This window comes from Methylobacterium sp. J-001, assembly GCF_022829565.1.
GTDB lineage: Bacteria > Pseudomonadota > Alphaproteobacteria > Rhizobiales > Beijerinckiaceae > Methylobacterium.
In genome coordinates this window covers 1-13382 of record NZ_JAKSYN010000166.1, presented here as the reverse complement: position 1 = coordinate 13382, position 13382 = coordinate 1, and the positions used below count along the sequence as shown (strand labels likewise).

Below are 13382 nucleotides of genomic sequence, written 5' to 3'. Positions count from 1 at the left end.
AGATCCGGTCCAGACTGCGCCCCTTCACCGCGGCTCATCCATGACAAGCACCGTCGGACCCTAGTCGATCCGTGAACGCGGCCCAGGTGAACGGTCAGCCCCTCGTCCTCGGAGCCCAAGAATGGCTGTCACCGTCCCGACCCTGCCCCTCAACGATGGGCATCGCATCCCGCAGATCGGGTTCGGATGCTGGCAACTTTCGGACTCGCAGGCGCCCGATCTCGTCGGTCACGCGCTCAAGGCCGGGTATCGTCTGATCGACACCGCCGCCGCTTACGGCAACGAGGCCGGAGTCGGCCGCGGTATCCGCGAAGCGCAGGTCCCACGGGCTGACGTCATCCTCACCACCAAGCTTTGGAATGACCGGCAAGGCCGTGACGCGACGCGTGAGGCCTTCGACGAGAGCCTGAAGCGCCTGGGGCAGGACTATGTGGATCTCTATCTCATCCACTGGCCCTGTCCCCAGCGGCACCTGTTTGTAGAAAGCTGGCGGACGATGATCCAACTGCGCGACGAGGGCCGCGCGAAGTCGATTGGCGTCTCGAACTTCACCCCGGAGCACATCGCCACGCTGATCGGCGAGACCGGTGTCGCGCCTGCTGTCAACCAGATCGAACTCCATCCGCATTTTCAGCGGACGGAACCGCGCGACGACGATCGTCGCCACAAGATCGTGACCGAGTCCTGGAGCCCGCTGGGCCAGGGCAAGGAACTGAACGACCCGGTAATCGTCACGATCGCCCGCGCCCACGGCAAGAGCGCAGCCCAGGTAGTACTCCGCTGGCAAGTGCAGATCGGTTGCGTCGCGATCCCGAAGACCGCTCGGCCAGAGCGGCTCATTGAGAACATCGCGGTGTTCGACTTCACGCTTAGCGATGCCGAGATGGCGCAGATTGCCGCCCTGGACCGGCCGGACGGGCGGATCGGGCCTGACCCGGCGACATTTTGCTGAGGAGAAAGCTTGCTGCGACGCAGCGTAACACCGCGCCGCAAAAGATTTATGCTCAAGGCTAGCATATCTAGACAGCCGGGTCCGGCGCCCATAAGTTAGACGGCACAATGCTCAAACTGAGCATAATGGAGGACGCCATGACGGCGACCGTGTCACCCGTCTCTCGTATGTCGGTTCCGGGCCTGCCGCTGCCGGATCTCTACGCCCGTGTCAGCCGCCACATCCCCGCGATCGAGTGGCCGGCGCTGGCCCCCGATATCGAGGCGATCCTGCGGCTCAAGCGCGAGCGCAACGCCGTGATCCTGGCGCACAATTACCAGGCGCCGGAGATCTTCCACACGGTGGCGGACATCGTTGGCGATAGCCTGGCGCTAGCGCGCGAGGCGGTGAACGTCGATGCCGACGTCATCGTGCTGGCCGGCGTCCACTTCATGGCCGAGACCGCCAAGCTGCTGAACCCGGCCAAGACCGTCCTGATTCCCGATATGGGCGCGGGCTGCTCGCTGGCCGACTCGATCACCGCCGCCGACGTGCGCGGCCTGCGGGCCAAGTACCCGGGCGTGCCGATCGTGACCTACGTGAACACCTCGGCCGCCGTGAAAGCCGAGTCGGACCTGTGCTGCACCAGCGGCAACGCCGTTGCGGTGGTGAAGTCGCTGAACGCCCCCCGGGTGCTGATGATCCCGGACGAGTTCCTGGCCCAGAACGTCCAGGCCGAGATCCCCGAGGTCGAGATCCTGACCTGGGCCGGCCATTGCGAGGTGCACGAGCGGTTCACGCCGGGCGACATCCGCGACGTGCGCGACAGCTACCCCGGCGTCACCGTGATCGCGCATCCGGAATGCCCGCCGGACGTGGTCGCCGAATCGGATTTTTCCGGCTCGACCGCGATGATGATGGATTTCGTGCTCCAGAAGCGTCCGCGCCAGGTCGTGCTGGTGACCGAGTGCTCCATGGCCGACAACATCGCGGCGGCGAACCCGGACATCGAGTTCATCAAGCCCTGCAACATGTGCCCGCACATGAAGCGGATGAGCTTGAAGAACATCCGCCGGGCCCTGGAGACGCTGACCCACGAGGTCACGGTCGATCCGGCGCTCGCCGACCGCGCCCGGGCGGCGGTCGAACGCATGCTGCTGGTGCGCTAGCCATGAACGCCGTCTCTCCCAACATGGCCGACCGCGTCGTCGTGGTCGGCGGCGGCGTCGCCGGCCTCAGCGTCGCGCTGCGGCTCGCGCCGCGTCCCGTGACGCTGATCACCGCCTCCGCCCTCGGGCTGGGCACTGCAACCGGCTGGGCGCAGGGCGGCATCGCCGCCTCCGTGGGCGCCGACGATGCGGCGTCGCTCCACGCTGCCGACACCGAAGCCGCCGGCGCCGGGCTCACCGAGCCCGACGTGGCGCTCCGGGTCGCCCAGGCGGGTCCAGGGCTGATCGACTGGCTGGTGCGGATCGGCGTCCCGTTCGACCGCACCGAGGACGGTGCCATGGCCCTCGGCCTGGAGGCGGCCCACGGTCGTCGCCGCATCGTCCGTTCCGGCGGCGACGCCACCGGTGCCCGGGTCCTCGAAGGGCTGGTGCGGGCCGTCCTGTCCGCGCCCTCCATCGAAGTCGTCGAAGCCCGCGCCTGCGACCTGCTGCGGGACACAAACGGCGCGGTGGCTGGCATCGTGGCCGAGCGCGACGGCGCTCGGTTCCGCATCCCGGCCCGGGCCGTGGTGCTGGCCACCGGTGGCGTCGGCGCCCTCTATGCGGCGACCACCAATCCGCCCGGCGCCGTCGGCGGCGGTTTGGCGCTCGCCGCCCGGGCCGGGGCGGTGATGCGCGACATGGAGTTCGTGCAGTTCCACCCGACCGCCATCGCGGCCGGCGCCGACCCGATGCCGCTTGCCACAGAGGCGCTGCGCGGCGAGGGCGCCCGGCTGATCGACGAGACCGGCGCGGCCGTGATGGCCGGCATTGCCGGCGGCGACCTCGCGCCTCGGGACGTGGTCGCCCGGGGCATCTTCCAGGCGCTGCAACGGGGGCGCATCGTCTATCTCGATGCCCGCGGTGCCCTCGGGGCCGCGATGCCAAAGCGCTTCCCCACGGTGGCGGGCCTGTGCGCCGCCGCCGGGATTGACCCCGCCCTGCAGCCGATCCCTGTCCGCCCGGCGGCCCACTATCACATGGGCGGCGTGAAGGTGGACACCCACGGCGCCACTTCGGTGCCGGGGCTCTACGCCTGCGGCGAAGTTGCCTCCTCGGGCCTGCATGGCGCCAACCGGCTCGCCAGCAACTCTTTGCTGGAGGGGCTCGCCTATGCCGGCTTCATCGCCGACGCCCTCGACGCGCCGCTCCCGGGCGCGATCGTGCCCGAGGCGGCGGCGTTCCGGTCGGCCGCCGAGTTGCCCTCGATTCGCCGGCTGATGGAGACCCAGGTCGGCGTCGTGCGCGATGCCGCCGGCCTCGCCGAGGCGGTTTCGGTCCTCGAGCCCCGTGCCAAGACCTGCGACGCCGCCCTGGTGGCGCTGATGATCGCCCGGGGAGCGCGGTCCCGCGAGGAGAGCCGCGGCGCCCATTGGCGCAGCGATTGTCCGCATATGGCCCCGGCGGCGCACACCGAGACGACGCTCGCCGCTCTGACAGCCGAGCGCCGCGAGAGCATCACCGCAGGGACGGAGCTGACGCCATGACGCCATCGGTCCTGTCGGACGACATCCTGCCCCTGCCGCGGCTCCTGGTCGAGCCGATCGTGCGCGCCGCCCTGGTCGAGGATCTCGGCCGGGCCGGTGACATCACCACCGACGCCATCGTGCCTCCGGGCGAGCGGATGCGCGGCGTGATCGCCTCCCGGCAGGCCGGCGTGATCTCGGGCACCGATGCGGCCGCGATCGCCTTCGCGCTCATCGATCCGGCTGTGTCAGTCACGGTTGAGCGCGGCGACGGCGCCCGCGTCGTGCCCGGCGACGTGGTCCTGTGTCTCGAAGGGCCGGCCCGGGCAATCCTAACCGCCGAGCGCGTCGCCCTGAACCTGCTGTGCCGGATGTCCGGCGTCGCCACGGCGACGAACAGTCTCGTCGAGGCGGCGCGCCCGCATGGCAAGGCGTCGATCGTCTGTACCCGCAAGACGACGCCGGGTCTGCGGGCCCTGGAGAAGCACGCCGTTCGCGCCGGCGGTGGCTCGAACCACCGCTTCGGCCTCGACGACGCGGTGCTGATCAAGGACAACCACGTCGCGGTGGCCGGCGGCATCGTGCCGGCGATCGAGCGTGCCCGGGCGCGGGCCGGCCATCTGGTCAAGATCGAGTGCGAGGTCGACAGCCTGGAGCAGCTGGAAGAAGCCCTCTCGGTCGGCGTGGACGCGGTCCTCCTCGACAATATGGGGCCCGACCTGCTGACCCGCGCGGTGGCGATGATCGACGGCCGCGCCCTCTCGGAAGCCTCCGGCCGGATCACCCGCGAGACCGTGGGCGCGGTGGCGGCCTCCGGCGTCGACCTGATCTCCTGCGGCTGGATCACCCACTCGGCGGCAATCATCGACCTCGGGCTGGACGCGGCCTAATCGGCATTACTCTGTCGCCCTGTACGGCAAGAGAGTGACGTCGATCTTCATTCCACTGTCATCACGTTCAGGTGACAGGTCGTCGTCGTGCTCGCGGCGAAGAGGATTTGGGTCTTCCGCCCTGCATCCGGCTTGCTAAGGTCGCGCACGACAGCGATGCCCTCGACTGGATACGCCCGTGCGCCAAGCCTCCAGTCCCGCGGCTGCCCCGCCGGTCGCTCTGCCTGCTGCGCCGGTGGCACGAAAGCCCGGCGCCGTCCGGCACGGGCCCGGACCGGCGCTGATGCTGGGGGCGCTCGGCGTCGTCTACGGCGATATCGGCACCAGCCCGCTCTATGCCTTCAAGGAGGCCGTGAAGGCGGCGACCGCCGGGGGCGCCGCGGTGCCGGCGGCGGCGGTTGGGGCAGTCTCGCTGATCCTATGGTCGCTGATCCTGATCGTGTCGCTGAAATACGCGGTGCTGATCCTGCGGGCCGACAACCGGGGGGAGGGCGGCATCGTCGCGATGCTGGCGCTGCTCGGCGCTCGACAGGCCCAGCCGCGGACCTGGAAAGCCGTGCTGCTGGTGGTCGGGCTGGTCGGGGCGGCCCTGCTCTACGGTGACGGTGCAATCACCCCGGCGATCTCGGTTCTCTCGGCCATCGAGGGGCTGAAGGTCGATGCGCCGGTGCTGACGCCGTTCGTGGTGCCGCTTACCCTGGCGATCCTGGTCGCGCTGTTCGCCGTCCAGCACAAGGGCGTGGCGGTGATCGGCCGGGTGTTCGGCCCGGTGATGCTGGTCTGGTTCGTCGTGCTCGTCCTGCTGGCGATCCCGAGCATCCTGCGCGCGCCCGAAATTTTGGGAGCAGCCAATCCATGGCGGGCGGTGGAGTTTCTGTCCCATGCCGGCTGGCATGTAAGCTTCATGATGCTCGGCGCGGCCTTCCTGGCGGTGACCGGCGGCGAGGCGATGTACGCCGATCTCGGTCATTTCGGCGCCCCGGCGATCCGCGTGGCCTGGTTCGGCCTCGTGCTGCCGGCGCTGCTGATCCACTATTGCGGCCAAGGCGCGCTGCTGATCGCCGATCCGGGCGCGATCGAGAACCCGTTCTACCGGCTGGCCCCCGAATGGGCGCATTACCCGCTGGTCGCGCTCGCCACGATGGCCACCGTCATCGCCTCGCAGGCGGTGATCTCGGGGGTGTATTCGCTGACCCAGCAATCGATCCAGCTCGGCTTCATGCCGATGATGCGGGTGGTCCACACCGACCAGGACGAGCGCGGCCAGATCTACGTGCCGGCGGTGAACTGGCTGCTCGCCGCGGGGACCCTCACCGCCGTGGTGGTGTTCGGCTCCTCCGACGCGCTGGCCGGCGCCTACGGCATCGCGGTCTCGGCGCTGATGGGCATCACCACCCTGCTCGCCGCCCTGATCGCGCTGCGCTGGGGCTACAACCCGATCCTGGTCTTCGCGGTCAACGGCTTCTTCCTCGCCATCGACGCCCTGTTCTTCGCTGCCAACAGCGTGAAACTGTTCGAGGGCGGCTGGTTTCCCCTGGTGCTGGCCGCGGCCGTCGCCTTCCTGATGCTGACCTGGATGAAGGGCAACCACGTCCTGGAGGCGGTGCGCGAGACCATGCGCCAGCCCGAGGCGACGTTCCTGGCCCGCCTCGCCTCGCATCCACCGGTGACCCTGCCCGGCACCGCGGCGTTCCTCACCGCCGCCACCGAGGGCATCCCGATGGCCCTGGGCCGGCTGGTGGAGCGCAGCCGCTGCCTGCACGAGCGCATCCTGCTGATCACCGTGATCTACGAGGAGGCGCCGGTGATCCCGGCCGAGGAGCGGGCGCAGGTGACCCTGGTCGCGCAGGGCATCCGCAAGGCGATCTCGAAATACACCCCCGGGATGGAGCGCGTCGTCCTGCGCTACGGCTTCATGCAGACCGCCTCGATTCCCGAGGGCCTGCACTGCGCGGTGAAGAGCGGCCTGCTGCCGCCGGAATACCTGGAGGACCTGACCTTCTTCGTCGGCCACGAGGTGGTCGTCCCGTCGAAGAAGCCCGGCATGGCCCTGTGGCGCCAGGGCCTGTTCGCCTTCATGAAGCGCAACGCCGAGCGCACCGGCGCCCATTTCTGCCTGCCGACCCGGCAGATCGTGGAGGTCGGAACCGAGATCGAGATCTGATTTCTTCGTGGCTTCACGACAGCGGCGGCAATCACAGAGCAATCGACTATCGAGATTTTCCTCCCCCCGAATTTCAGATTTCCATCACGCTCGAACTTCAACCCCGTCATCCCGGGGCCGCGGAGCGCGGGATCCATAACCGCAGACAGATCAAGGCCTTGAACCATCGGCTGCTATGGATTCCGGGCTCGCCTGCGGCGCCCCGGAATGACGAGGTGTATCTCGCGCTGAGAGCAGGAAACGACCGAGCCAGAGAAGGCGGTTCTGTGTGCGGGCGGTCTGGATCTCGGCAAAGCCCTGGCCGACGTGGTGGATTGGGCGTCGGTGCGCACCGAGGCGCTGATGATCGAATGGAGGCGGCTCAATGAGCGCGGATGATATCGTCACCGTCGGGCGGCCGCTGCCGAAGCTGGCCAGCGTCGCGCCGGCGGGCGGCGCCTTCGATGTGGTGGTGACCTGGGCGGCTGGAGACCGGATCGGACGCACGGACAGAGTGGATCTCGCCCCGGCGATCTTCACCTACAAGGTGTTCCGCCCCCTGCGCGAAGGCGCGATCCCGTTCGGTGCCGTACGGCTCGGCGCCTGGGGCGGCTCGATCGTCTGGGAGGACGATGAAGACCTCGATATCGGGGCCGAGACGATCGAGGATCTGGCCGCGGCTACGATGACCAACGCGGAGTTCGCGGAGTTTCTTCGGCGCAACCGCCTGACCCTCGACGCGGCGGCGGCCCAACTTGGCATCGCACGCCGCCGGGTGGCCTACTTCACCAAGGATCGCGAGATCCCACGCTACATCGCCCTCGCATGCCGCCAGCTCGACTGCATGCTGGGGCCGCCGAGGCCCGGTGATGTTGCCGGACACGCCGCAGTCAGTGCCGCCTGAGGGCGAGCACGCTTACGCTTCGCAGCCTCATTGAAAACCGCCGGCCAAGCCGACATATCGGCCCCGCATTTTCCCCTACGCGGAGGCATTCCCTGTGAGCGAGACGATCGAGCGGCACGAGTTCGGGGCGGAGGTGGGTCGGCTCCTCGATCTCGTTGTGCACGCGCTCTATTCCGACCGCGAGATCTTCCTGCGCGAACTCGTCGCCAATGCCGCCGACGCCATGGATCGGCGCCGGTTCGAGGCGCTGACCTCGGCGGCGAGCGCCCTGCCGCCGGACGCCAAGGTCCGGATCGTGCCCGACAAGGACGCGCGCACCCTGACTGTCTCGGATGCCGGCATCGGCATGACCAAGGAGGATCTGGCGTCCAATCTCGGCACCATCGCCCGATCCGGCACGCGGGCCTTCTCGCAGACGCTGGATTCGGCCAAGGCCGAGGACCGCCCGAGCCTGATCGGCCAGTTCGGCGTCGGCTTCTACTCGGCCTTCATGGTCGCCGACCGGGTCACCGTCACGTCGCGCCGGGCCGGCAGCGACGAGGCCTGGACCTGGGCCTCCGAAGGCCAGGGCAGCTACACGCTGGAGACCGCGACCCGCGCGGAGCCCGGCACCGACATCGTGCTGCACCTCAAGGAGGATGCGGACGAGTATCTCGAGCCCTACCGCCTCGATCACCTCGTCCGGAAATGGGCCGACTTCATCACCGTGCCGATCGCCATCGCCCGCGACGGCAAGGACGAATCCGCCAACCAGGGCACCGCGCTCTGGCGCAAGCCCAAATCCGAGGTGACGGAGGAGCAGTACGAGGCGTTCTACCACGCCATCGGCATGAACTTCGACAAGCCCTGGGCGACGCTGCACTGGCGGGCCGAAGGCCAGCTCGAGTTCTCCGCGCTGCTGTTCGTGCCCGGCGCGAAGCCGTTCCAGGCCCTCGAGAACGACCGGCAGAGCAAGGTCCGCCTGCATGTCCGGCGGATGTTCATCACCGACGAGGCCGAGTTACTGCCGCCGTGGCTGCGCTTCGTCCAGGGTGTGGTGGACACCGAGGACCTGCCCCTCAACGTCTCCCGTGAGATGCTTCAATCGACGCCGGCGCTGGCCCGGATCCGCCGCGCGGTCACTGGCCGCGTCGTTTCCGAGCTGACCACCCGGGCTAAGGATGCCGAGAGCTACCAGACCTTCTGGGAAAATTTCGGCGCGGTGCTTAAGGAAGGCATCTACGAGGATTTCGAGCGCCGCGGTGAGATCGCGCCCCTGCTGCGCTTCCGCTCCTCGGCGGTCGAGGGCTGGACCTCGCTGCCTGACTACGTGTCGCGCATGAAGGACGGCCAGGACGCGATCTACTACCTCGTCGCCGACGATGCCGAGGCGCTGAAATCCTCGCCCCAGCTCGAAGGCTTCAGGGCGCGCGGGCTGGAGGTGCTGCTGCTCTCCGACCACGTCGACGCCTTCTGGCCCGACCAGCTCGGCAGCTTCGAGGAGAAGCCGCTCAAGTCGATCACCAAGGGCGGCCTCGATCTCTCGAAATTCGCCCCCGAGGGCGAGCAGCCGGAGGCGCCGGAGGGCATCGACGCCTTCGTGGCCGCCGTGAAGGCGGCGCTCGGGGCCGAGGTCTCCGACGTGCGCACCACCGACCGGCTGGTGGATTCGGCCGTGGTGCTCTCGGCCGGCACGGCCGGGCCCGACCTGCAGATGCAGCGCCTGATGCGCCGCGCCGGCCGTGCCGGTGCCGCGCAGCCGGTGCTGGAGATCAACCCGCGTCACCCGCTGATCCGGGCTCTTGCTGCCGCGCCCCAATTAGAGATCGCGCAGGAGGCCGGCACGCTGCTCGACCTCGCTCGCATCCAGGACGGCGACAGCCCTCGCGACCCGGCCGGCTTCGCCCGCACGATCGCGGCGGCCCTGGCGGCGGCCAGGGGCGCCTAACGCGAGCGATTCGCTCTTAAAGATCGAAGCCGGGCCCGATATGCGGGCCCGGCTTCGACCGGAAAGGTGTTTGCGATCCGCTCAGTGGGGCTCTTCGCGGGTACGTTGCTGCAACAGGCGGATGTGTGTTCACGCACCTGCGCGTCGAAAGTTTCCAAGTTCGGTTGATCATTCGGAAACGGTAGAGCCATAACTTCGCCACTGGTCGGGGCCATTCCCCGGCTGGAGGCGCGGGCGCGGTGGGGGCCGCAGGCGTCTGAGCCGATCCCTCTCGTGCGCGCGGCCTGCGCGCCTTACGGACGCTGCATGAACCCGGTCGAGGCTTCAGCCGGCAACGGACAGGCGGTCGCGGCAGCGCGCACGCGGGCTCACGCCCGGGCGTACCGCCACAGCGGTCGCGTGCGCACCATGCGTCGCCTCATCCCGGTGGCGGCCGGGGGCGCGGTGGCGTTGCTGTTCGCCTACCTGTTCAATCCCTTCGCCGCGAGCCTGCCGGGCGTGTCGGTCGGCCCGGTGACGGTGGCCGGCTCCAAGGTCCGTATGGAGAGCCCCCGGCTCGCGGGCTTCCGCCAGGGCAACCGCGGCTACGAGGTGACGGCCGACGCCGCCCTTCAGGACGTGCGCAAGCCGAGCCTGATCGAGCTGGAGCGGATGCGCGGCCACCTTGCCACCGACGACCAGGGCGGCATGGCCCGGCTCTCGGCCGCGTCCGGCCTGTTCGACACCGCCCGCGAGGCGCTGGACCTGAAGGACGACATCCGGATCTGGACCGACAAGGGCGAGGAGGCGCGCCTGCGTTCGGCGGCCGTGGTATTTAAGACCGGTTCCGTAAGCTCTCAGGAGCCAGTCACGGTCTCGACCCCCCGCGCCACCGTGAATGCCAACGCCCTCGACGTGGTCGAGAACGGCAAGCGGATCTCGTTCATCGGCAACGTCCACGTGGTGATCGTGAACGACGACCAGGCCGACAAGGCGCCGCTGCGCATCCTGACATCGAACGCCGACCCGGTGGAAGGCAGCCGATGAGTGCGGGCGCAACGCTTTGCGCGGCCCTCGCCGCCTGCCTCGCGCTCGCCGGTCCAGCGCTCGCCGAGAAGCCGGCAAAGAAGGATTCACCCTTCGGCAATATCGGCGGCGGCGGCAAGGATCCGATCAAGATCGACGCCGACCGGCTCGACGTGTTCGATCGGGAGAACCGCGCGGTGTTCGTCGGTAACGTCGTGGCCGTCCAGGGCGAGAGCACGATCCGCTGCTCAACCATGACCGTCTATTACAAGCGCGGCAAAGATGGTGCCGGCAAGAGTTCCGCGAGCAAGGACGCAGAGGCCAAGACCGCAGACGGTGACGAGGCGCCGGCGCCGAAAAATCCGGCCGAGAACGGCATCCAGAAGGTTGATTGCGCGGGCCCGGTCACGGTGGTCCAGAAGGATCAGGTCGCCACCGGCGATCACGCGGTGTTCGACCAGGATGCAAAGCGGATCGTGCTCACCGGCAACGTCGTGCTGAGCCAGTGCCAGAACGTCACCCGCGGCCAGCGGTTGGTCTACGATATGGGCACCGGACGGGCGAACATGGACCCGGTGGCGGGTGGGCGTGTCTCGGCCCTCTTCGTGCCCGGCGAGAAGGCCGACGCGAAGGATGGCAAGCCGAAGGGCTGCGCGCAGCTGCCCGTCAAGCCGCGGGCGCAGGTCAATTGAGCGACGCGGTCGCTTTCCGGGCGGAGCCGCAGGATGCGGCGGGCCGCCCGACGCTCCTCGGCCGCATGTTCGGCCGGCGCGCCCGCCCGCCCCTCGTTGACGCGGACGAGGCTGCGGCCACCGAAGAGGGTGGTCCCGGTATCCTGAGCGTGCGTGGCTTGCGCAAGAGCTACGGCGCCCGCACCGTTGTGCACGAAGCGGGGCTGACAGTGCGCACCGGCGAGGCCGTGGGTCTGCTCGGCCCGAATGGCGCCGGCAAGACCACGATTTTCTACATGATCACCGGGCTGGTGGTGGCTGATCGCGGCCACATCACCCTGGACGGCCTGCCGATCACCCACCTGCCTATGTACCAGCGCGCGCGGCTCGGCATCGGCTACCTGCCGCAGGAAGCCTCGATCTTCCGAGGGCTGACCGTCGAGGACAATATCCGCGCCGTGCTTGAGGTGGCTGAGCCAGACCGCAAGGAGCGCGCACGCAAGCTCGATTCATTGCTTGAGGAATTCGACATCGCGCGCCTGCGCAAGTCGCCCTCGATCGCACTGTCGGGCGGCGAGCGGCGGCGCTGCGAGATCGCCCGGGCACTCGCCTCCTCGCCGACCTTCATGCTGCTGGACGAGCCCTTCGCGGGCATCGACCCGATCGCGGTGGGCGACATTCAGGATCTGGTCAAACATCTCAAGCAGCGCGGCATCGGCGTGCTGATCACCGACCATAACGTGCGCGAAACCCTGGGCCTGATTGATCGCGCCTACATCGCCCATTCCGGTCGCATCCTCACCGAGGGTACCCCGGAGGAGATCGTCGCCAACCCGGATGCGCGGCGGTTGTATTTGGGCGAGGATTTCCGGCTCTGACGTCGTAGGAGTTCCATCGCCCGTCAGGCGCGTGGCCTCACCCCTTCCAATTCTTCAGCGCTGCGAACGGGCTGTCTGCCTCCGGGGGCTTGTCCGGGTTCAGCACCGGCTCGACCTGTGCGATCGCGTCGGCCATCGAAAAGGCCGAGCCGCTTTGGAGCCGGCCGCCGGCGGCGTCGCGGTGGCCGCCGCCGCGGAACAGGCGAGCGCCGTCGAGGGCCGTGCCGTCGTTGGAGCGGAACGACAGCGTGCCCATCCGCTGGACGTTGACGACGCGCTTGGCCCGGCCCGCATCCATGATGAGGTCGGAGACCCGCTGGAAGGTCCCCGAATCGAGGGCGAAGGACAGGAGCGTGCCGTCCTTGAGTGGACGGAACAGAGCGTCGGAGCGAGCGAGCGCCCGGGCGAGCCGCATGCGCGTCGTGAGCGCCCGGTCGTCGTCCGGCGCGTCGCGAAGAAGGGTCTCGGTCACGTCGGAGCGGAACGCAAGCGCTTGCCGCTCCAGATCGGCTGGCCGTGCACCCTCCCGCAATGCCGCAGCGGCGGCCAGCAGCAGGCCGGACATGAAGGCCTCATGCCAGGGATGGCCGACCGGTACGAAGCTCGACACGCTCTCCCAGAACAGCTCGTCGAGCGCCAAGCCTCCCGCGAAGGCCGGGCTGTCCTTGCGCCAGAGGTCCACGGCGTCGATCGCGGCCAGCAGGGCGGTGAGGTCGGTCGCGGGCTCGTGGGTGGCGAACAGGGCCCGGTGATCGAAAGTCATCCGGGTGGCGCAGACGTTTTCGTCGATCAGCACAGTGCAGTCCGGATCGCCGAGGTCAATCCGGTTCAGACCGGCCCGCTCTGGATCGGCCACCGGCTCCAGGCCCTGGCGGCGCAACTGATCCAACGAGGAGGCGTGGTGATCGAGGACCACGAGCCGGTGCTTCCGGCCGTCCTCGCGGCGGCGGTTCATGGCGGCGAATTTCTTCAGGCCCGCGATGGTCTGCTCCTCTAGCCCGAGATCGGTCATGAGCAGGATCTCGCTCTCTCCCGCCCGGGCCAGGCGCTTCGTCTCGTCCTCGAAGACCGGACCGACATCGCTGTAGCGCGGCACGTGGACGACGCGCTCGGCCGCCTTGCACGCGGCGGCAACCGTGGCGGCGCCGTAGCCGTCGAGGTCGTGGTGGGTGATCTGGATCAGGCGCACGCGGAGCGGTCTCGGTCGGTGACGGGTGCGAGCGGTCTACGACGCCCGGCGCCGCGACGCGAGGGGGCGGTCTGTCAGCCAGCAGCTTCCCCTCGGCGGCATTCGATGCAGAATAATGCCCGGACCCCGTGAGTCGCGAGACGCATGGTTGGACCCGCAGCACCATGAAG

General features: G+C 68.9%; 11 protein-coding genes. 10 read left to right on the top strand and 1 reads right to left on the bottom strand.

The genetic code is table 11. The features are described 5' to 3' along the window. The first annotated feature begins 121 nt into the window (after positions 1-121). The 10 genes from MKK65_RS20925 to lptB all read left to right on the top strand — a co-directional run bounded on the left by MKK65_RS20925 (position 122) and on the right by lptB (position 12023). The gene (locus MKK65_RS20925; protein ID WP_243960056.1) at positions 122-952 is read left to right on the top strand and encodes an aldo/keto reductase; all 831 of its coding nucleotides are present in this window, start codon (positions 122-124) and stop codon (positions 950-952) included. A 137-nt stretch (positions 953-1089) separates the two neighbouring features. Beyond that, a complete protein-coding gene (gene nadA / locus MKK65_RS20920) occupies positions 1090-2100 on the top strand; it encodes a quinolinate synthase NadA (protein ID WP_243960055.1) in 1011 nt (336 codons plus the stop codon). A gap of 2 nt (positions 2101-2102) precedes the next feature. Beyond that, on the top strand, positions 2103-3626 hold the full coding sequence (locus tag MKK65_RS20915; RefSeq protein WP_243960054.1) for an L-aspartate oxidase: 1524 nt from the start codon (positions 2103-2105) through the stop codon (positions 3624-3626). Next, on the top strand, positions 3623-4495 hold the full coding sequence (gene nadC, locus MKK65_RS20910; RefSeq protein WP_243960053.1) for a carboxylating nicotinate-nucleotide diphosphorylase: 873 nt from the start codon (positions 3623-3625) through the stop codon (positions 4493-4495). The genes MKK65_RS20915 and nadC overlap by 4 nt, the downstream gene beginning before the upstream one ends. Positions 4496-4778: 283 nt before the next feature. Continuing rightward, positions 4779-6659, top strand: coding sequence for a potassium transporter Kup (locus MKK65_RS20905; RefSeq protein WP_243960083.1), 1881 nt, complete (start codon positions 4779-4781; stop codon positions 6657-6659). A gap of 364 nt (positions 6660-7023) precedes the next feature. Further along, entirely contained in the window at positions 7024-7542 is a 519-nt protein-coding gene (locus MKK65_RS20900) for a DUF2442 domain-containing protein (protein WP_243960052.1), read from the top strand. A gap of 94 nt (positions 7543-7636) precedes the next feature. After that, positions 7637-9469, top strand: a complete 1833-nt coding sequence (htpG, locus tag MKK65_RS20895) for a molecular chaperone HtpG (protein WP_243960051.1) — start codon at positions 7637-7639, stop codon at positions 9467-9469. A gap of 306 nt (positions 9470-9775) precedes the next feature. Then, positions 9776-10495 carry an LPS export ABC transporter periplasmic protein LptC gene (gene lptC / locus MKK65_RS20890; RefSeq protein WP_243960050.1) on the top strand — a complete coding sequence of 240 codons (720 nt, stop codon included), beginning with the start codon at positions 9776-9778 and terminating at the stop codon, positions 10493-10495. Next, positions 10492-11166 (top strand): LptA/OstA family protein, encoded by a 675-nt coding sequence (locus MKK65_RS20885; RefSeq protein WP_243960049.1) that lies wholly within the window; start codon positions 10492-10494, stop codon positions 11164-11166. The genes lptC and MKK65_RS20885 overlap by 4 nt, the downstream gene beginning before the upstream one ends. Positions 11167-11231: 65 nt before the next feature. Continuing rightward, positions 11232-12023, top strand: coding sequence for an LPS export ABC transporter ATP-binding protein (gene lptB, locus MKK65_RS20880; protein WP_058191226.1), 792 nt, complete (start codon positions 11232-11234; stop codon positions 12021-12023). A gap of 37 nt (positions 12024-12060) precedes the next feature. Here lptB and MKK65_RS20875 read toward each other — a convergent pair whose 3' ends face one another. Further along, a complete protein-coding gene (locus tag MKK65_RS20875; protein WP_243960048.1) occupies positions 12061-13212 on the bottom strand; it encodes a dimethylmenaquinone methyltransferase in 1152 nt (383 codons plus the stop codon). Positions 13213-13382 lie beyond the last annotated feature (170 nt).

What these genes read in the sequence shown, in the direction of transcription:
- MKK65_RS20915 (WP_243960054.1), top strand. Translation starts at nt 2,103, where the DNA reads ATGAACGCCGTCTCTCCCAACATGGCCGACCGCGTCGTCGTGGTCGGC.
- MKK65_RS20905 (WP_243960083.1), top strand. Translation starts at nt 4,779, where the DNA reads ATGCTGGGGGCGCTCGGCGTCGTCTACGGCGATATCGGCACCAGCCCG.
- lptC (WP_243960050.1), top strand. Translation starts at nt 9,776, where the DNA reads ATGAACCCGGTCGAGGCTTCAGCCGGCAACGGACAGGCGGTCGCGGCA.
- lptB (WP_058191226.1), top strand. Translation starts at nt 11,232, where the DNA reads ATGTTCGGCCGGCGCGCCCGCCCGCCCCTCGTTGACGCGGACGAGGCT.
- MKK65_RS20885 (WP_243960049.1), top strand. Translation starts at nt 10,492, where the DNA reads ATGAGTGCGGGCGCAACGCTTTGCGCGGCCCTCGCCGCCTGCCTCGCG.
- MKK65_RS20925 (WP_243960056.1), top strand. Translation starts at nt 122, where the DNA reads ATGGCTGTCACCGTCCCGACCCTGCCCCTCAACGATGGGCATCGCATC.
- nadA (WP_243960055.1), top strand. Translation starts at nt 1,090, where the DNA reads ATGACGGCGACCGTGTCACCCGTCTCTCGTATGTCGGTTCCGGGCCTG.
- MKK65_RS20900 (WP_243960052.1), top strand. Translation starts at nt 7,024, where the DNA reads ATGAGCGCGGATGATATCGTCACCGTCGGGCGGCCGCTGCCGAAGCTG.
- nadC (WP_243960053.1), top strand. Translation starts at nt 3,623, where the DNA reads ATGACGCCATCGGTCCTGTCGGACGACATCCTGCCCCTGCCGCGGCTC.